Origin of the sequence: Limosilactobacillus reuteri subsp. reuteri, assembly GCF_000016825.1 — a bacterium.
Classification (GTDB): domain Bacteria; phylum Bacillota; class Bacilli; order Lactobacillales; family Lactobacillaceae; genus Limosilactobacillus; species Limosilactobacillus reuteri.
On sequence record NC_009513.1, the window covers coordinates 1,812,579 to 1,832,049 of the forward strand.

Genomic DNA, 19,471 nt, shown 5'->3' on the forward strand with positions numbered 1-19,471 from the left:
TAGGTAATGAACGAAATAAACATGTCCTTCTTTTTAACATGCTTTAATTTATAACACCTTATTTGAATGGTAGAATAATATACATAAATTGTACTTACCAATCGAAATGAGGAATGTTATTTTGAATGAGGGCCAACTATTCACAAATTTTATAATTATCATCATTACGTTTATCTTTGCAGCATTCTTTGTAGCAGCCGAGTTCGCCTTAGTGCAAGCACGGGTAACGGCCCTAGAAGAAATGCAAGCAAAGCGCGATAAACCATCTGCGAAAATAACCCGTGCAATCAAAATGGTCACCAATCTAACGGAATATCTTTCGACCACTCAAGTAGGGGTTTCAATTTGTGGAATTATCCTCGGTTGGGTCGGCGAAGGAACAATTGAAGAGCTCTTAACTGATGCTCTCTCGCTGCCAAGCTGGTCACTAAACAATAGTGTCATCCATGTTATAAGTGCCATCGTGGGAGTTCTTCTTCTAACATATTTTGAAGTGGTCTTAACCGAAATCGTACCTAAAAACATCAGTATTGATATTCCAATTAAGACCCTGATGTTTGTTACCACCCCACTGCACTATTTTCACATTACTTTTTATCCTTTCGTCTGGTTGCTCAATAGTTCTGCCAACGGAATTGTCAAAATGTTAGGTATGAAGCCAGCCGATGAGAGTCAAGACGTCCTTTCGCAAAGTGAGATTATTAGCCTATCTCGAAACGCTGTCAAAGGTGGTGAGCTTGAACACAATGACTTGCTATATATGGAACGAGCCTTTGACTTTAACGATAAGGTTGCTAAAGATATTATGATCGATCGCACGCAATTAACAGTTATTGATATCAATAAAACCGTAAATGACGCGATTAAACTATATCTTAAGACGAAATATAGCCGCTTACCGGTAGTTGCTGATAATGATAAGGATAAGATTTTAGGTTATGTTTTTAACTATGACTTAATTCGGCAAAAACAAATTAACGGAGATGTATCCTTAGCCAAAGTTCTCCGCCATATGCCTACTACTCCTGAGACTACCCCAATTACCGAAGTTCTTAAGTTAATGATTAGTACCCGGGTGCCGATGGTCGTCGTTGTTGATGAGTATGGGGGTACTAGCGGAATTATTACTGACAAGGACATTTATGAAGAATTATTTGGAACGGTGAGAGACGAGATCGACAATGTTTCAGATAACATGATTTCTAAGATTGGTGAAAATCAATACCGGGTTGATGGAAAAACGACCATTTATGACTTTGAACGCTTCTTCCATGTTGAACTTAAAGATTCTGAAGATAGCGATGTGGTTACTTTGTCAGGATATGTGTTAGATAATTATCATAATATTCATGAAGGAGAAACGATCAAACTAGCCAACCTTGATTTAAAAATTCAAGATTATCGCCATTCATATATCGATAGCTTTATCGTTACTACTTTATCAAAGTAAAATTTTACATTTTGGCAACAATAAGAAGATTATCCTTTTATTTAATCCTTAATTCTACTAAAATAATTTTATAATATTAAAACAAATCTAAACTAGAAGGAAGAAATTCACATGGCACCAATGAATATTATTTATATTTCGCTTGAGGGAAATACCCGTTCCTTCTTAACGCGGATGCAGGGATATGCTAAACAACAGCACAGTATTAGCGAAGATCGTCCACTTCTTGAATTAAAAGAAGTTAGCGACCAAACTCTTCCTGCCGATGAGACAGAACCCTTCTTTGCTTTCGTGCCCACATATTTAAATGGGGGTAACGGGATCGATTCTGGTTTCACTGAAATTATGACAAATGCATTAGGTGAATACATTGCCTACAACGATAATGCCAAACAATGTGTCGGCGTAGTAGGCAGTGGTAATAAGAATTTTAACGAGCAATATTGCTTAACCGCTCGTAAATATGCGCGAGATTTTGACGCACCATTTCTTGCAGATTATGAATTACGGGGCACTTCACAAGATATTGAGCGAATTTATACTATCTTGGCCAAACGGTGGAGCGAAATTAACGCCTAACTTCTAAAATAAAAGCGACTTGGATTGAATTTTCCAAGTCGCTTTTATTTTAGCCTTGTTTATTAGCACTTATCAACCACGTTATCCCATACTTATCCACAATCTGTCCCATTACATTATTTAGGACCCAATCACCAAATGGTACCGTCACACGTTGATTGTCTGATTTTGCCAAACGATTAAACAAATCACGTGCTTTATCTTCCTCTTCTTCAAAATCAAGTAAAATTGAAATTAGCGTAGATGTTTGAGGATTGCCCATCGTTGCATCTGCACAAATAATTTTTTGACCAGCAATCATAAATTCACCACGCATTGTTGTCTGGTCTAATTGATCAACTGGTAATCCAAGACTTTCCGCCTGCTCTTTTGTCAGAGCCTCGTGATATGTAATTTGAGCGCTGAAGTCCTGTTCATAATAAGCCATTGCTTCCTTCGCATTCTCAAATGTTAGGTATGGGTATATAGCCGTCATAGTGTTCCTCCAAAAATATTCATTGTTGATTATATATTTTGAATCGCTTTCCGTCAAACTAGCTTCCAATTGGATTAGCCACTTCTAACCGGATATTAATCATAACGAGGGACCTATTATGATATAATTGTCTAGTCTATTATCAAGCTAATCTTATGATGAAAGGATGAATTTTTTGGAAAAAATTAAAAAGCATAGCCCACTTCTAATTCTCGGACTATTTTTCCTTGGAGTTTGTATGCGTATGCCGATTACAGCAATACCATCTGTCATTAAAGACATTGCACAAACTTTTAACGTTGAAACTACTAGCTTAGGAATTTTAACAACTATTCCACTCCTTTGTTTCGGATTACTATCATCAGTAGTTTCAGCACTCGCTCAACGAATTGGTAATGAATTAACGATTGAGTTAGCAATGATTTTAATGTTTATTGGTTCCTATTTACGAATTTTAAATTTCTCATCGTTAATGATCGGAACAATATTAGTCGGGGCTGCCATCACTTGTATTAACGTCTTATTACCTGCAATTATTTCTGATAAGTTGCCAAATCGAATTGGTAGTGTAACAGGGATGTATAATGTCGCAATGACTTTATTTGCTGCAATTGGAGCTTACGCAATTACTCCAATTACCCACGCTACTAGTTGGCAAACTGCTGTTATCATTATTAGTATCGTTGCTTTAATTGCTGTAATTATCTGGGTACCAAACTTACGCTATAATCAACGCGCCACTAACGAAAGCAGTTCTAATGATCGCGGAACTAACATGTGGAAAAATGCAAACGCATGGTGGTTGCTCTTATTCTTCGGAGGACAATGTTTCGTCTTCTATAGTATCGTTGCCTGGTTGCCTACAATTGCCATGGATGCCGGATTAAGCAGCGATAATGCAAGTTTAGTTGCTGGATTATTACAGTTATTGTCAATGCCATTTGCCTTTGCAATCCCCGTAATTGCCACTAAGATGAAGAATCGGCAACCAATTATGCTATTTGCGGGAATCATTTCTTTAATTGGAACTGGAATGATGTTCTTCCCAGTAAATTCCCTTGTTTACTATATATTCGTTGCCCTATTTCTTGGTGCCGGTACAACTACTACTTTCGTTCTTGCAATGACTTTGTTCGGACTAAAGACCAAGAGTTCCACTGATACCCGAAACCTTTCTGGGATGGTCCAATCAGTAGGATATTTAATTTCTGCATTAGGTCCTATCGTTGTCGGGAACCTTTATTCACAAACACATAATTGGTTTGCAAGTTTAATCGTGATTGCTATTGCTGCTATCTTCTTTACAGTCTGTGGTGTAATAGCAGAACGTAAACAATTTATTTAAGATAATTTTTCAAAGCTGCGGAATTTTTCCCAGCTTTTTTAGTTAGTTTTGTTTTCATAAGCTATAATTACAAATTTCTTTTAAAAGTTTTTTGATCTAGACCATTAATTGATAAGCGCTTGCCAAAGGCTAATCAATAAGCCATTTATCGATGATGGTCCATTTCAACTTTCTAAGAGATCTTCTCAGAAAACGTTTCCTTTGATAGTGCAGATTGCGCTTTAAGAGTATATAATTGTCACGGTATAAGAATTTTCTGAAATTTCAGAAGGAGTGAACATTTTGGCTACAGAAAATAAGGCTGTCATTACATTATTTGGTGCGACTGGTGACCTTGCAAAGCGTAAACTTTATACTGCTTTGTTCAAGTTATATCAAAAGGGTTACCTAGCTGACCATTTTGCATTACTAGGAACTTCCCGTCGTCCATTAACTGACGAAGAATTCCAACAAATCGTTCGTGAATCTATTAGTAACATTCCAGAAACTGAGAATGGCCAAGCAGAAGCATTCTCAAAGCACTTTTTCTACAAGTCACATGATGTTACTAAACCAGAACATTACGAAATCCTTAAGCAACGCCTTGCTGAATTAGATGAACAATTTGGCGCTGAAGGCAACCGTCTCTTCTACATGTCAATGGCACCACAATTCTTCGGTACTATTGCCTTGAATTTGAAGAAGCAAGGATTATTAACTGACAATGGTTTTAACCGTCTTGTTATTGAAAAGCCATTTGGTCGTGACTTTGAATCTGCCAAGAAGCTTAACGATGAATTATCACAAACATTTAGTGAAAATCAAATTTTCCGGATTGACCACTACCTTGGTAAGGAAATGGTTCAAAACATTCAAGCATTACGTTTTGGTAACACCATGATTGAATCACTCTGGAATAATCGTTACATTGACAACATCCAAGTAACTTTAAGTGAAAAGCTTGGGGTTGAAGAACGTGCTGGTTACTATGACCAATCTGGTGCATTACGTGATATGGTGCAAAACCACATCATGCAAATTGTTGCCCAATTAGCAATGGAACAACCTGTTGCATTTACTGATGCTGATGTTCGAGTTGAAAAGATTAAGGCTCTTCGTAGTCTTCGCCTCTACACGCCATCAGAAGCAGCTGCTAACTTTGTCCGTGGACAATACGATGCTGGTGATGGAACTAACGCTTACCGTCATGAAGATGGTGTTGATCCAGAATCTGGTACTGAAACCTTTGTTGCTGCTAAGTTAATGTTTGATAACTATCGTTGGTCTGGTGTACCATTCTACGTTCGAACTGGTAAGAAGTTAGCAGACAAGTTTACTCGTATTGATGTTGTCTTCAAGAAGCCATTAATCGATATCTTTGCTAACCCACGTTCTGAAAGTGACCAATCTCTTAACTCAAACGTATTAACTATTTTTGTTGAACCTAACTCAGGTTTTGCAATCCAATTAAATGCTAAGCGCGCGGGTCAAGGCTTCACAACAGAACCTGTTGATTTACGCTTCTTGCAAAGTGATTCTGATAAGAAGGAATCTCCAGAACCATATGAACGTCTTTTCCATGATGCACTTGAAGGTAACCACACAAACTTTGCCTCATGGGCTGAAATTGCTTATGCCTGGAAGTTCGTCGATGTTATCCGTAAACTTTGGGATATTGAAAAGCCTCAATTCCCTAACTACACTCCTGGTTCCATGGGTCCAGCAGCTTCTGACGAACTCTTGGCTCGTGATGGACGTAAGTGGGTTTATCGTTTAAATCATTAGTTACTACAAGTAATTTATAGCATTCTTGCTGTAAATTACTTTTTTATAATAAAAATTGATGTTTAGCGTTTGCACTATCTTTAATTTTTGTTATAATCGAGGTTGTGAATTATATTACATAAGTATTGAGGAGAGTGACTTTAATGTCTGATCAAAAAGCACAAATTGGTGTTGTTGGTTTAGCTGTTATGGGTAAGAACCTTGCACTAAACATCGAAAGTCGTGGCTTCACGGTTGGTGTATACAACCGTCACCGTAACCGTACTGACGATATGATGCGTGACCACAGCGATAAGAAGTTAGTACCTAGCTACACTGTTAAGGAATTTGTAGACTCACTAGAAAAGCCTCGTCGGATTCTTATGATGGTTAAGGCCGGTAAGCCAACTGATGCTCTTATCGACGAATTATTGCCATTACTTGACAAGGGTGATGTTTTAATCGATGGTGGTAACACTAACTTCCACGATACTATGGCTCGTAACGCTAAGTTAGACAAGTCTGGTATCAACTTCATCGGAATGGGTGTTTCCGGTGGTGAATTAGGTGCCCTTCACGGTCCTTCACTTATGCCAGGTGGTCAAAAAGAAGCTTATGACTTAGTTGCTCCAATCCTTACTAAGATTGCTGCTAAGGCTGAAGAAGATGGCAAGCCATGTGTTGCTTACATTGGACCAAACGGTGCTGGTCACTATGTTAAGATGGTTCACAACGGTATCGAATACGGTGATGAAGAATTAATCGACGAAAGTTACAACATCATGCGTAACGTATTAAAGATGCCTGTTGATGACATTGCTAAGACTTTTGCTGAATGGAACAAGGGTGAATTAAGCAGTTACCTTGTTGACATTACTGCTGATATCCTTACTCGTAAGGATGACCTTGGTGACGACAAGAGCAAGCCTATTGTTGACATGATCCTTGACCGTGGTGCTAACAAGGGTACTGGTAAGTGGAGTTCAATGACTGCCCTTGATGGTGGTGCTCCTCAATCAGTTATTACAGAAGCTGTTTACGCTCGTTACATTTCAATGATGAAGGACGAACGTGTACAAGCAAGCAAGGAATTGCCTGTTGAAACTGAAGCTATTTCAATCGATGACAAGAAGGAAATGATTGAAAAAGTACGTCAAGCTCTTTACTTCGGTAAGCTTATGAGTTACGCACAAGGTTTCGAACAAATGCGGATCGACTCCGAACATTACGACTGGAACCTTAAGTATGGTGAATTAGCTCAAATCTGGCGTGCAGGATGCATTATTCGTGCACAATTCTTACAAAACATTACTGATGCCTTCACTAAGAACCCAGACTTGAAGAACTTGCTTCTTGATGATTACTTCAAGGATATTGCTAAGAAGTACCAAAAGGCAACTCGTGACGTTGTTGCTCTTGCTGTTAAGGCTGGTATTCCTGTTCCTTCACTTAGCGCTGCTATTAGTTACTACGACTCATACCGTTCAGAAGTGCTTCCTGCTAACTTGCTTCAAGCTCAACGTGACTACTTCGGTGCTCACACTTACGAACGTACTGACCGTCCTGGTAACTTCCACTACAGCTGGTACGAAGAACAATAATCAAATAAACTTTGATTTAACGACTGAGATCCATTCTCGGTCGTTTTTTTATTTTGAATTTCTTAACAAGAAAATAGAAATGTGGTTTGATTAGCATAGAGGTGATTATCATGAATAAAACATTTATGAGCGGCTATTACCAAGGGGTCATCGAAACAGCCCCTGCTACCCTTTCAGCCGCTAAAACAGAACAGTTAGCAATTACAATGACAATTCTCCATTTACGCCATGCCGGAATAAACATTACATCAATCCACGATTTTCTTGTCAGGGATCTTCATGCAAATGAACGCCTTGTAAATAAATATATTAATTTAAATGCTGATGAGTTAGAAACTATTCAAGCCCAAGTTATGGCAATCGCTTTCAATCAATAATTATTTTGATATTACTTCCTTTTTCGTAAAACTTTACTAAAATTGCATTGACTTTTTCTATGAAAACGCTTACTATTATTCGTGTAAGATATTATATGTTGTTGTAGAAAAGGGGAGTTAACATGGATACAAAAATTGATACTGTAAAAAGTAAACAGCATGTTGCCCGTTCCCGTTTTGCCTATTCAATGGGAGCCTTCGGGCATGATGTCTTTTATGCTTTACTTTCAACGTATTTCATTATGTATGTTACTGGACACTTATTCAATTCTAGTAACAAAGCATTCAACAATCACATGGTTCTATGGGTTACATCAATTATCGCTGTATTACGAATTGTGGAGTTGCTAGTTGACCCATTAATTGGGAACGCAATTGATCGTACTAACACACGTTGGGGTAAATTTAAGCCGTGGGTTGTCGGTGGTGGAATCATTTCAGCAATTATTTTAGCTATCTTATTCACACCAATGGGCGGTTTAAGCCTTTCTAATCCTTACCTATACCTATTGATCTTTGCTATTTTATATATCATTATGGATATCTTCTATTCATTTAATGATGTTGCCTTTTGGTCAATGATTCCTGCGCTATCATTCGATTCCCATGAACGTGATAAAATAGCTACTTTTGCGCGGGTTGGTTCTACTGTTGGAGGAAATATTGTTGGTTTTGTTATTATGCCAATGGTTTTATTCTTCTCGGCAAATCAAAATGGCGGTACCGGTGATGATCGTGGTTGGTTTATTTTTGCCGCAATTGCCGCTGCTGTTGCTGCTATTACTGCTGTTGGTGTCGGGCTTGGTACTCATGAAGAAAAGTCATTGCTTCGTGAAAACAAAGAACAAACTAAACTAAAAGACGTTTATAAAATTCTTGTCAAAAATGACCAATTATTCGCTATAGCTCTCTCATACCTATTCTATACAACAGGAATTACATTAGTTAACAGTATGGAGCTTTACTACTTTACTTATATTTTAGGTGATTCAAGGGCTTTCTCTATTCTAGGTGGATTAAACACTGTTATTGGTGTTATTTCCGTTCTTACTTTCCCTCTCTTTACTGGTAAAATTAGTCGGCGTAAATTATTTTACGGTTCAGTTTCATTACTTTTCCTCGGCTTATTAATCTTTGCATTTGCTGGTAAATCACTCATTTTAGTTTTAGTTGGTGCAGAATTATTCTTCATTCCACAACCATTAGTATTTTTAGTTGTTTTAATGACTATTACTGATTCTGTTGAATATGGTCAACTAAAATTAGGACATCGTGACGAATCACTTACATTATCAGTTCGTCCACTGCTAGATAAGTTCGCTGGTGCTGTTTCTGGATGGATTATTGGACCAACTACTATTATTGCTGGAATGACTGCTGGTGCGACTGCAGCAACAGTTACTGCTGCAGGTGCTGCTAAGTTTAAGCTAGTAATGTTCCTAGCCCCTGCTATCTTGATCCTCATTAGTATATTTATCTTTGCAAAAAAGGTTAAACTTGATGAAAAGATGCACGCTAAGATCGTTGCTGAACTTGAAAAGACTTGGGGAGATCACCTTGAAGATGCTGACAGCGACAACCCACAAACAGCATCTGTTTCCACCCCACAACCTGGTGTTACTGATATTACATCACCAGTTGCCGGTACACTTGTTAACTTAAAGGACGTTAACGATGAAAACTTTGCTTCTGGTAACATGGGTAAAGGATTCGCCATTAAACCATCTGATGGTAAAGTAATCGCTCCATTTAGCGGAACAGTACGAGCAACCTTCTCTACTCGTCACGCAATCGGGCTTGAATCCGACAATGGTATTATGTTACTGATCCACGTTGGTATTGATACCGTTAAGCTTCGTGGTACTGGATTCATTAGTTACTTTGATAAGGATCAACACTTTGATAAAGGTGATGAATTAATGGAATTCTGGGATCCAGCAATCAAGAAAGCTGGACTTGATGATACTGTTATGGTAACAGTTACTAACAGTAAAGACTTCGATATTAAATTATTGAAGGATGCTGGTGAAAAGGTAACTACTACTGATATCGTCATGGAAGTTACTAAAAAGTAATTAAATATCTTCTCTGTTAAAAAAGGAACTGCTCTGATTCGAGCGGTTCCTTTTATTCTAAACTAGGTTAAAGTTACGACATTAGCAAACGAACACTAAATCGTAAAATAATTCTACCAAGGAAACTCGCTTAGTAATTTCATCTGCCACGATAACACACCCTTCATTTTTATAAAAAAAGAGTTAATGGTATTATCTACCACTAACCCTCATCGATAATATTTAATGACTATTTAACCTGATCTACATCAGTCCGAACAACCAGCACATCAACAGGCGCATTCCGCTTTACGTATGACGTAACTGAACCCATTACGGCTCGTTGTATCCGTGATAATCCACTAGCACCGATAATAATCATGTCGTTGTGGTGGTCACGAGGGAAGTCAAACGAAATAATTGTCTTTGGATTACCAAGACGAATGTGGATATCAAGATTATCAAAGCCATCCTTATCCTTGGCATTTTTCAACAATTCATCAAGGTATTGCTTTGATTTATCAACTAATTGATAGGCAATACTTCCATCTGACATACCAGCAAAGTTATAAGCCATTGCTCGTGTATCGATTACATTTAAAATATCTATATGGGCACCATTACGCTTTGCGATTGCAATTGCGCGGTGCAATGCAAATTCTGATTCCTGAGAACCATCAACTGGAACTAGGATGTTTTGATATTCTTGATCCATAGGTTTGAACCTCCAAACAAACAAGTGATATATTTACTTAAATTATACCATTTTTTTGAAGAATAAAGAGAAGGAAACCAGAATAATACTGACTTCAGATAAAATTCAATTAATTCAAAATTTCCTAAAATTTATACTATACATTAATCTTTAATTAGAGTAATCTTAATATATCCAATATACCTTTAATACTTGAAAGTGAGGCCGCATCTTATGGACAAGATCGATAGGAAGATTATTAATCTTCTTCAAAAAAACGCCCGTGCTTCTTTGAAAGAACTCTCTAAAGAATGTTTCATTTCATCACCAGCAATTGCGGCGCGAATCAATAAGCTTGAACGAAATGGGATTATTACTGGCTACCATACAAGTGTTAACATGGAAAAAATTAACTTCCATGTTAAAGCTTTTATTCAGGTACAACTTGAGCCTCGCCAAAAGCAAGAATTTTACCCTTACATTCAACAAATCCCCAACGTGATTGAATGTAACTGTGTAACTGGTGATTATTCAGAAATTATGGAAGTTGTTTTCCCTTCTACTACCGATTTAGATGACTTCATCAATACGATTCAACAACGTTTTGGAAAGACAAGTACACAAATCGTATTTAGTACAAGCGTGGAGCACCGGGGAGTTAAGTTAGCATCAGCAAAAGATACTGCCGATTCAGAAGAAGTATAAATATAAAAGCGAAGGTGAGTACTTTTCCCATCTTCGCTTTTATATTTATTATTCGACTTCAGCATCAGTTTCTGTCGGTGTCTTTTCTTTTCCGTAATTATCTAAATATGCATTATATTTTTCTCGGTCAAGGGCACCTTCAGATTCACCGATAACCAGCGTAGCGATTGAATTACCAACCACGTTTACGGCAGTTCGTCCCATATCAACAAAACGATCAATTCCGGCAATGAAAGTCAGGCCAGCCATCGGAACACCAATCGTGGAAACACTAGCAAGCAATACAACAAAGGAGGCCCCTGGAACCCCAGCCATCCCCTTGCTAGTAATCATTAAAACTACTAACAACGTGATTTGGTGAGAAAGACTAAGGTGGAGACCATATGCTTGTGCTAAGAAGATCGCTGCTAATGATTGATAAATTGCAGATCCATCAAGGTTAAAAGTATAACCAGTTGGGATAACAAAAGCTGTAATCCCCTTGCTTACCCCCATCTCGTGCGTCTTTTTCATCAAGCGAGGCAACGTAACTTCTGAACTAGCAGTAGTAAATGCCAAGACAATCTCATCAAGAATCGCGCGCATCGTCTTCCAATAACGTAAATGGAAAATGTGAGCAGTAATACCGAGGACAACGATAATAAAAATTAGCATTGTCACATACGCGATTAAAATAAACAATCCTAATGGCAACAGAGCGCTAATACCCATTTCGGCGATTGTCATTCCAATTAAACCAAAGACCCCAATTGGCGCAAACTTCATGACCCAATTAGTAACTTTGAACATAACTTCTGAAACTGCATTTAATACATTAATTAAAATTTTAGCCTTTTCCCCAACAGCTGCAATCCCTAATCCAAAGAGAACAGAGAACAGGATAACAGGCATCATGTCACCATCAGACATGGATTTAAAAATATTCGTTGGAATAATCGACAAAATTAATGGCCAAAATCCGCTATTATGTTCTGCGGATTTTGCGGTGGACATATATTGCGAAATATCAGTTGCATGAAGTTTATGAATATCAATAAACGACCCCGGATGAGTAATGTTAGCCATTACGATCCCTAAAATCAACGCAATCGTGGTTAAAACTTCAAAATAAATTAATGTTTTTCCACCAATCCGACCTAACTTTTTAATATCACCAATATTAGCAATTCCGACAGTCAAGCAAGAAACAACAATTGGCATTACGATCATTTGAATCAGCCGGATAAAGATTGTTCCTAAGCTCTGCATAACAGTGATGGCACTCTTATTTTGATAGAAAATTAATCCACAAATAATACCAAGGGCCAGCCCAATCATAATTTGCCAGCCCATACTGAGGCGCCCGAAACGATATCGCTTCACTTTATATCAATCTCCCTTATGTAGTCTTATTATACTTTAGCACATTTTTAGTAAGATTTTAGCAATTTTTAAGATTTTATTTAATTAAATCCGAACACTTTTTGCTCTCTTCAGGTATTTTATTCACTTCAATATAATAATCCTAATTTATAATTCGTAATTTTCACTAAAGAAAAATAAGACCGCTACTAAGTATTTCTCTAATATGATAGAGTGTTTAGAGAATATTTAATTGAACAGGAGTAATTTATGAACGCTTGGATAACGGAATTTATTAATCAGTTTGGTTATTTTGCAATTGCCTTACTAATTGCCCTTGAAAATGTCTTTCCACCGCTACCATCCGAAATTATCCTTACAATGAGCGGATTCATGACGACCACCACTTCATTATCAATTATTGGTGTAATTATCGCCGCAACAATTGGTTCGCTTATCGGGGCACTTATCTTATATGCCCTTGGTCGCCAGTTAACTGTTAAACGTCTCGAACGTCTTCTTAGTCATCGCTTATTTAAACTTCTAGGCTTTCATCAAGATGATGCTAAAAAAGCAGTCGATTGGTTTAATAAACATGGGACAGGTGGCATTCTCTATGGCCGCTGCATTCCCGTTATCCGCAGTTTAATCTCTATTCCTGCTGGGATCGCGCAAACTTCATTAGGGAAATTCTGCCTTCTCACTACGATCGGAAGCGCAATTTGGAATACACTGCTTGTCGTTCTCGGCGCTTGGGTCGGCCAATCGTGGAATAAAATTGTCATAATCTTTAATGATTATACAACCGTTGCTATCATCATTATGGCGATCGTTGGTTTATACTTTGCTTATCGGTGGTATCAAAAAAGAATAAAAAAACCTAAATTTCAAGAATAAGTTAGCCACTGGACTCAAATAAATAATACTGACCAATTGATTATTGGTTGATGGAGCTGTGATATCTCTTGGTAGAAGGCCTTACGATAGATATCCATTGACGAATGTCCATTAAACATAGCTCGTGGATAGTGATTCATCCAATCATTAGTTGCTATGATCTGAGCACTACTATAGTTATTTATAGCTTCACCTTTGGTAATTTCCTTGCGGAGAAACCGGTTATTGATCTCATTGGATCCACGTTCCCAAGGGGAATACGGATCAGCATAGAAAACATGATCGTGAACTTGTGTTAACTCACTAAATTCTGAACTGTTGTCAGAGGTTATTGTCTTAAAGATGCGATAGTAAGCATCTGTGCCCATTTTCTGGCGTAAATTTATAAAGAACTGATTTACTGCATGCGCAGTTTTACCAGCAATTTTACTCGTGATATTAACTCGTGAAGGGCGATCAGTCATTACTAGTACAACACTGTCATTACCGTTTTTCTGTCCCTGAACTGTATCTAGTTCCCAATGGCCAATTTCGGACCGTTGGTCCGCAGTTTAAGGTCGTTGAGCAATATTAGGCCCTAAGCACCTTTTAGCTTGCGGATGAGTTCGATGATGCTTACGTTTAGGTTTTTCAAAGAGGTCTAAATTGGACGTACGAAGCACACCCTCATTAATCCATTGATATAAAGTTACAACCGACTTTGGGATCAGGGTGCCATCATTCATTAAATCTCGAGCCTTATAAATAACCGCTTGTGGGGAGTAATGGTGGTCGTCAAACTCACCAAGCATTAGCTGATCAGCTAATCGTAAAAATTGCTTTGAAGAATAATATAAGCGACGACGACCAGAATGGCGGTGATGTTCAAGATATGTGGCCTGACCAGCTTCATAACTATAGATGTAGTAAGAATATTCGTAAATCTTACCATTAGATTTTTGACGACGAAGTTGGCGGACCGTACCACGGTTGAGCTCGTTATTAACTGTTTGATGATTAACTCCTAATTGGCGACCAATTGCGCGATTGGAAAGTCCTTGCGACTTTAAAGTCGCAATCATCACACGTTCTTCTTTAGTAAAATGAGCATTCTTTTTATGAGTAGTCAATAAACTAGTAGACATGGTATCATTTAAGTACGTCATTTGACGGACATCCGTTCATATAGGTTTGGTTCACTTAATATGATACCTGATGTCACGCCGAGTGGCGTTTTTTATTTACCACCAACTGGGTGGCTAACTTCATTCTATAATCCACCAGAATAAAAAAATAAAATGATTCAGTTTTTATTGGTAAAGGGTTCTAGCACCATTACTATTAAAACTGAATCATTTTTATATGCTATCGGGTTGTTTGCCGTTTGATCAAGTGAGTTCCGACAACTGTCTTACATGGATCATTATTGGGATTCTGCAGCCGTTTAATCATCATATCAACTGCGGCATGCGCCATTTCATCAGTGGCAACATGTACTGTTGACATACTTGGATAAACATACTTAACTATTGCCGTATCGTTAAAACTAATCAGAGCGATTCGATTCGGAACGTTAATTTTGGCTTCTTGAATCGCTTTAAGCGCGCCAACTGCCATCGGATCATTTGCTACAAAGATTCCATGCGGCATACGGTCACCAAGCGTCGCAATTGCCTTTTTCATCGCGTTATATCCTGACATCGAGGTGTAGTTGCCAGCAAATATAAATTCTGGATGATAAAGGTTTTGTTGACGTAAGTTACTTTCAAAATAGAATCGCCGCAAATCAGGAACAATTTGTTGGTCCGTTGTCTTTTCAGTTCCTGCCAACATACCAATATCGTTAATTCCTTCGCTAACAAATTCTGAAATAACTGACCGCACTGCATTTTCAAAGTCCGGTACTAAGCAATCGTAACCGGCAGCCAAACTATCGTAATCAACAAACACAATATTAGAAGTTACTAACCGCAATGCTTGAACTTGCGAATCACTAAATTTTCCAATCGCGATGATGCCCGTAACATCGCGAGGAATTTCTTCCATATTATTTTGATAAACCGGAACCGTCTGTAGTCCCTGTTGTTGAGCTGCTCGTTCGATTCCCATCCGAATCGCCATGTAATACAAATCATCCAATTCCTGCGTAAGAGAATACCATTGAACAACAGCTACTCGTTGTACTTGGTTATTGCGTGCTCGCTTATGCTTAGTATAGTTAAACTCTTCGGCAGTGGCTAACACTCGCTGACGTGTCTTTTCATTTACAGAAAGCGTCACATCATTATTTAAAATTCGCGATACAGTCGCAATAGAGACCCCTGCTTTATCCGCGATATCATGTAATGTTACTGCCATACTGCTTCAGCGCCCCTTTCTTCATTTTAGGTTAAAACTATTTTAAGGCATCAACGAATCGTTGCCAACCTTCATTTCCAGCTGCATCATCCTTAAAGACTCCCGCATTTTCTAGAACATTGGCAAAGACATTAGCAAGCTCTTGTTCCATAACCTCATCGACATTATCCGCGGTGATATTAATCCCTGACTGAACTTCTTTTGCCCATGGAAGATGACTATCTGCAATCTTATTTTCAGCACCAAGCCAAAACTTCTTAACTTCATTTAATTCATCTTTGAGCCGCGCTGGTAAAATTGCTCGGCCCATCACTTCAATCAAACCAATATTTTCCTTTTTAATGTGCCATAGTTTTTCATGGGGGTGGAAGATTCCAAGCGGATATTCATCATTAGTATTATTATCCCGCAAAACTAAATCAAGAACAAACTTATCGTCCTCCCGATGTATGATAGGGGTAACAGTATGGTGCCGCGTCTGTCCATCAAAAGCTTTAATGCCAAGACTTTCATCACTATATTGATCCCATACCTTAATAATATGTGTACCAAGATCTATTAGTTGCTCAGTATCTGTACTAGTTAAACGAATATCGCTCATTGGCCAGTTAACAATTCCCGCATCAACAGCTGGATATTCAGCAAAGTGTAATTCTTTCTTAATGGAGGCTTTCATCATTGGGAAAATATGCTTCCCACCTTGATAGTGCTCATGAGCAAGCATCGAACCACCAACAATTGGTAAATCAGCATTACTTCCAACAAAATAGTCTGGGAATTGCTTTTCGATTTCAACCAAGTTAATTAAAGTTTGCCGATTGATCTTCATTGGTTCGTGCTTACTATCGAGGAAGATACAGTGTTCGTGGAAGTAAGCATATGGTGAATACTGGAATCCCCATTGTTGTCCACCTACTGTTATCCGAATAATACGGTGGTTGCTTCGTGCTGCTTGTCCAAGGCGTCCCCTGTAACCCTCATTTTCCATGCAAAGGGCACATTGTGGGTACTTCTTGGCGGTATCATGAGCAGCTGCTGCAATTGCTTTGGGATCCTTTTCCGGCTTTGAAAGATTGATGGTAATTTCAAGATTGCCGTACTTAGTTGGTTTATCAAAGACAACATTCTTTTTGATAGCAGCTACTTTAACATAGTCGTTGCTGGTACATAGGTTATAGAACCAATCAGTCGCGGTTGATGGAGATTGTTGGTACTTTTCCCAGAACTTATGATTGACTACTGATGGCGTTGGGGTCATCAAGTCATAAAGCTGATCGTTTAAAATTTCTTTAGCAGTTTGACCATCATCAATTTTGCCGCGTTTAACAGCTAGATCAACGAGTTGGTTAACAACTGGTTCATCATCTTTAGCTTCAACATCTTCATCACCAACAAAGCCCCGAATCTTGTTTAAAACATAGATTCGGTCGAGTGGTTCATAAGTTCCACTAGCAATCACTTGGTCAGCAAACTTTTCCATTAACTTCATTTTCTCATTCCCCCACTAAAATACTATTAAAGCTTATGTGGTCCATCAACAACTTCAGCATCATAGAAACTGGCATCGTAACCAATCTTGTCCCGGTAGATCTTTCCAACATTCTTTTTGAAGTTTTCTGCTTCTGACTTCTTAACAATGGCAATCGCACTGCCGGCAAATCCACCGCCGACCATTCGAGCACCAAGGCAGCCTGGTTGATTCCATGCGTTTTCTGCTAAGGTGTCAAGCTCTTTACCAGTCACTTCATAATCATATTTAAGTGATACATGAGAAGCATTGATCAGACGGCCTAATTCTTCAAGATCGCCCTTTTCCATTGCATCAATGGCTTTCTTTGTCCGTTCATTTTCACTAACTGCATGACGGGCACGACGAATCAGTGTGTCATCATCAATTAAGTAAGTGTATTGATCAAATGTATCGGAGTCTAATTCCCCAAGTTTGTTAATATCAAGCTTCTTGTTAAGACGTTTAACTGCTTCTTCGCATTCTTGGACCCGTTCGTTGTATTTGGAACCAGCTAAGGAGTGGTTCTTATTAGTACTCATGATAATGATTTCATAATCGCCAAGTTCAAGCGGCAGATACTTATATTCAAGAGTGTTGCAGTCAAGATAAATTGCGTTATTTTCTTTACCCATTCCGACAGCAAATTGGTCCATGATTCCGGAATTAAGACCAACGAAATCATTTTCAGTCTTTTGGCCAAGTTTAACTAATTCAATTTCATCAATATCAAGATTAAATTCATCCTTCAAGATATTTCCCATCAACATTTCAATTGATGCTGATGACGATAAGCCTGAACCATAAGGAAGAAAACCGTGGATGTATAAGTTAAATCCGTGATCAATCTTGAAGCCCCGTTGCTTTAGATAAACCAACATCCCCTTAAAGTAGTTAACCCACTTTTCATCTTTAGCATTTTGCGGTTCTGTATCATTAATGTCAAAAGTAATAATCTTACTATCTTCTTCTTTTGCCGAATTAGCTGAGTAAATGGCTACTGTTGTATCTTCACGCGGACCATATACCCCATAGGTTCCAATACTGATCGCACATGGAAAAACATGGCCGCCATTATAATCAGTATGTTCCCCGATTACATTAATTCGGCCTGGTGAAAAGAATACATCCTTACCCGGTTCTTTAAACACGTCTTGGTATTCAGCTAAAAATTGTTGCTTATCCATCAGCATAACCTCCATACATCAAACAAACATTAGTAAACTTTTACTAAATACAATTTACTACTTTTTAACCACCTCGTCAATAAGCGCTTACAAATAATTCAGCGCAACAAAGAAAACGATTACACAGAGCCAGAGTTGATATACACGATCCATCTTTTAATGCTACACTAGTTATAAATAATTGGAGGATTCAAATGAAGAAATATCAACCAACCGATCTAATTAAATTTGCTTCACGTACTGGACGCTGGACCGTTAAAAAGATTAATAATATGCCCACCTTATACACCACTAACCTTGGCAGCTACCTTCGTTTTAAGGTTTCAAATGCTAAAAAATGTCAAATTTCTGTTTTGCCAAATCAAAATTCCCTATCTCCTAGCCAAGTGTTTGCTTTTCGAATTGATGGCGGAAAGTGGCAACGGGCACAAGCTAGCTTAGAAAAAATTGATATTCCACTTGATTCGACATTACATACTATCGAAATAATGGCAGCCGGTAATACCGATATTGACGAAGTATGGCAAGGTAATGAAGGCTTTGCAATTAAAAATATTTATCTCGATACCGGCGAAATTATGGCAGCCCCGCAGCGTCCTGTGGTCAACTTTATCGGTGATTCAATCACAGCCGGTTGTTGGGTAGTTGGCAATCACCCTGCCGTTGACTACCGACCAGAAACTAACTATGCGGGAATCTGTGCAGACCTGCTTGACGTCGATAGTGTTCGAATAGCCTACTCTGCTGGAGGAGTGCTAAGATCTGCTACTGGCGGGGTACCAACTGCCGATGCCTTTTTAGGAAAAATTGATGCTCAAACATCATGGACGCCTAATCATCCTGATCTCAATGTGATTAATTTAGGTGTTAATGACCGTCGATTCCCCCTAGCTCAATTTATTGCCGCTTTCGATCTTTTTATCCAACAAGTTAAGCTAACCTTTCCCCATTCTCCTTTAGCTATTATGATTCCTTTTAGTCAGACTTTTGCTTCTGAAATTCGAAAAATCGCTACTAAACATGCCTGTTCGATAATTGAAACCAAAACTTGGCACCATAGTTTCACTGATGGGCTCCATCCTGATCAAGCGGGCGCTATTACTGAAGGAAAAATGCTTGCACAAGCTTTACAACCGCTTTTACCTCAATTCAGTGTACAATAGTAGTAAGAGTTAATAC

At 38.3% G+C, this 19,471-nt stretch carries 16 protein-coding genes and 1 pseudogene; 10 read left to right on the forward strand and 7 right to left on the reverse strand.

What is annotated here, in order from left to right:
- The first annotated feature begins 106 nt into the window (after positions 1-106).
- Entirely contained in the window at positions 107-1,450 is a 1,344-nt protein-coding gene (locus LREU_RS09175; RefSeq protein WP_003669221.1) for a hemolysin family protein, read from the forward strand.
- 111 nt (positions 1,451-1,561) lie between these two features.
- Positions 1,562-2,029: a class Ib ribonucleoside-diphosphate reductase assembly flavoprotein NrdI gene (nrdI, locus tag LREU_RS09180; RefSeq protein WP_003664939.1), complete on the forward strand. Its 468-nt coding sequence runs from the start codon at positions 1,562-1,564 to the stop codon at positions 2,027-2,029.
- Positions 2,030-2,078: 49 nt separating this feature from the next.
- On the opposite strand, the gene LREU_RS09185 is transcribed toward nrdI, so the two are convergent.
- Positions 2,079-2,504 (reverse strand): VOC family protein, encoded by a 426-nt coding sequence (locus LREU_RS09185; protein WP_003669223.1) that lies wholly within the window; start codon positions 2,502-2,504, stop codon positions 2,079-2,081.
- 166 nt (positions 2,505-2,670) lie between these two features.
- Between LREU_RS09185 and LREU_RS09190 the strand changes: the two genes are divergently transcribed.
- From LREU_RS09190 to LREU_RS09210, 5 genes are all read left to right on the forward strand, one after another.
- Positions 2,671-3,849, forward strand: a complete 1,179-nt coding sequence (locus LREU_RS09190; protein ID WP_003669225.1) for a CynX/NimT family MFS transporter — start codon at positions 2,671-2,673, stop codon at positions 3,847-3,849.
- Positions 3,850-4,131: 282 nt separating this feature from the next.
- Positions 4,132-5,613 carry a glucose-6-phosphate dehydrogenase gene (gene zwf, locus LREU_RS09195; protein ID WP_011953580.1) on the forward strand — a complete coding sequence of 494 codons (1,482 nt, stop codon included), beginning with the start codon at positions 4,132-4,134 and terminating at the stop codon, positions 5,611-5,613.
- A 143-nt stretch (positions 5,614-5,756) separates the two neighbouring features.
- Entirely contained in the window at positions 5,757-7,193 is a 1,437-nt protein-coding gene (gene gndA, locus LREU_RS09200; RefSeq protein ID WP_011953581.1) for an NADP-dependent phosphogluconate dehydrogenase, read from the forward strand.
- A 110-nt stretch (positions 7,194-7,303) separates the two neighbouring features.
- A complete protein-coding gene (locus LREU_RS09205; protein WP_003669228.1) occupies positions 7,304-7,570 on the forward strand; it encodes a hypothetical protein in 267 nt (88 codons plus the stop codon).
- A 122-nt stretch (positions 7,571-7,692) separates the two neighbouring features.
- A complete protein-coding gene (locus tag LREU_RS09210) occupies positions 7,693-9,645 on the forward strand; it encodes a sugar MFS transporter (RefSeq protein WP_003669231.1) in 1,953 nt (650 codons plus the stop codon).
- 229 nt (positions 9,646-9,874) lie between these two features.
- Here the strand turns inward: LREU_RS09210 and LREU_RS09215 are convergent, their stop codons facing one another.
- Complete coding sequence (locus LREU_RS09215; RefSeq protein ID WP_003664953.1) at positions 9,875-10,339, reverse strand: universal stress protein; 465 nt, start codon at positions 10,337-10,339, stop codon at positions 9,875-9,877.
- 213 nt (positions 10,340-10,552) lie between these two features.
- Here LREU_RS09215 and LREU_RS09220 point away from each other — a divergent pair, with 213 nt between their 5' ends.
- Complete coding sequence (locus tag LREU_RS09220) at positions 10,553-11,023, forward strand: Lrp/AsnC family transcriptional regulator (RefSeq protein ID WP_003669232.1); 471 nt, start codon at positions 10,553-10,555, stop codon at positions 11,021-11,023.
- A 48-nt stretch (positions 11,024-11,071) separates the two neighbouring features.
- Here LREU_RS09220 and LREU_RS09225 read toward each other — a convergent pair whose 3' ends face one another.
- Positions 11,072-12,385, reverse strand: coding sequence for a cation:dicarboxylate symporter family transporter (locus tag LREU_RS09225; RefSeq protein WP_003669233.1), 1,314 nt, complete (start codon positions 12,383-12,385; stop codon positions 11,072-11,074).
- 249 nt (positions 12,386-12,634) lie between these two features.
- On the opposite strand from LREU_RS09225, the gene LREU_RS09230 reads away from it, so the two are divergent.
- Positions 12,635-13,261, forward strand: coding sequence for a DedA family protein (locus tag LREU_RS09230; RefSeq protein ID WP_003669234.1), 627 nt, complete (start codon positions 12,635-12,637; stop codon positions 13,259-13,261).
- Positions 13,262-13,275: 14 nt separating this feature from the next.
- Here LREU_RS09230 and LREU_RS10690 read toward each other — a convergent pair.
- The 4 genes and pseudogenes from LREU_RS10690 to LREU_RS09250 form a co-directional block, all read right to left on the reverse strand.
- Positions 13,276-14,406: pseudogene (locus LREU_RS10690) on the reverse strand (IS30 family transposase).
- 199 nt (positions 14,407-14,605) lie between these two features.
- Positions 14,606-15,598: a LacI family DNA-binding transcriptional regulator gene (locus LREU_RS09240; RefSeq protein ID WP_003669237.1), complete on the reverse strand. Its 993-nt coding sequence runs from the start codon at positions 15,596-15,598 to the stop codon at positions 14,606-14,608.
- Between the two features lie 37 nt (positions 15,599-15,635).
- Positions 15,636-17,087 (reverse strand): UDP-glucose--hexose-1-phosphate uridylyltransferase, encoded by a 1,452-nt coding sequence (locus LREU_RS09245; RefSeq protein WP_003669241.1) that lies wholly within the window; start codon positions 17,085-17,087, stop codon positions 15,636-15,638.
- Between the two features lie 26 nt (positions 17,088-17,113).
- Positions 17,114-18,292, reverse strand: coding sequence for a galactokinase (locus LREU_RS09250; protein WP_011953582.1), 1,179 nt, complete (start codon positions 18,290-18,292; stop codon positions 17,114-17,116).
- A gap of 194 nt (positions 18,293-18,486) precedes the next feature.
- On the opposite strand from LREU_RS09250, the gene LREU_RS09255 reads away from it, so the two are divergent.
- On the forward strand, positions 18,487-19,455 hold the full coding sequence (locus LREU_RS09255) for an SGNH/GDSL hydrolase family protein (RefSeq protein WP_003669243.1): 969 nt from the start codon (positions 18,487-18,489) through the stop codon (positions 19,453-19,455).
- Positions 19,456-19,471: the final 16 nt, after the last annotated feature.

What these genes read in the sequence shown, in the direction of transcription:
- LREU_RS09175 (WP_003669221.1), top strand. Translation starts at nt 107, where the DNA reads ATGAGGAATGTTATTTTGAATGAGGGCCAACTATTCACAAATTTTATA.
- nrdI (WP_003664939.1), top strand. Translation starts at nt 1,562, where the DNA reads ATGGCACCAATGAATATTATTTATATTTCGCTTGAGGGAAATACCCGT.
- LREU_RS09185 (WP_003669223.1), bottom strand. Translation starts at nt 2,504, where the DNA reads ATGACGGCTATATACCCATACCTAACATTTGAGAATGCGAAGGAAGCA.
- LREU_RS09190 (WP_003669225.1), top strand. Translation starts at nt 2,671, where the DNA reads ATGAATTTTTTGGAAAAAATTAAAAAGCATAGCCCACTTCTAATTCTC.
- gndA (WP_011953581.1), top strand. Translation starts at nt 5,757, where the DNA reads ATGTCTGATCAAAAAGCACAAATTGGTGTTGTTGGTTTAGCTGTTATG.
- LREU_RS09205 (WP_003669228.1), top strand. Translation starts at nt 7,304, where the DNA reads ATGAATAAAACATTTATGAGCGGCTATTACCAAGGGGTCATCGAAACA.
- LREU_RS09210 (WP_003669231.1), top strand. Translation starts at nt 7,693, where the DNA reads ATGGATACAAAAATTGATACTGTAAAAAGTAAACAGCATGTTGCCCGT.
- LREU_RS09215 (WP_003664953.1), bottom strand. Translation starts at nt 10,339, where the DNA reads ATGGATCAAGAATATCAAAACATCCTAGTTCCAGTTGATGGTTCTCAG.
- LREU_RS09220 (WP_003669232.1), top strand. Translation starts at nt 10,553, where the DNA reads ATGGACAAGATCGATAGGAAGATTATTAATCTTCTTCAAAAAAACGCC.
- LREU_RS09230 (WP_003669234.1), top strand. Translation starts at nt 12,635, where the DNA reads ATGAACGCTTGGATAACGGAATTTATTAATCAGTTTGGTTATTTTGCA.
- LREU_RS09240 (WP_003669237.1), bottom strand. Translation starts at nt 15,598, where the DNA reads ATGGCAGTAACATTACATGATATCGCGGATAAAGCAGGGGTCTCTATT.
- LREU_RS09245 (WP_003669241.1), bottom strand. Translation starts at nt 17,087, where the DNA reads ATGAAGTTAATGGAAAAGTTTGCTGACCAAGTGATTGCTAGTGGAACT.
- LREU_RS09250 (WP_011953582.1), bottom strand. Translation starts at nt 18,292, where the DNA reads ATGGATAAGCAACAATTTTTAGCTGAATACCAAGACGTGTTTAAAGAA.
- LREU_RS09255 (WP_003669243.1), top strand. Translation starts at nt 18,487, where the DNA reads ATGAAGAAATATCAACCAACCGATCTAATTAAATTTGCTTCACGTACT.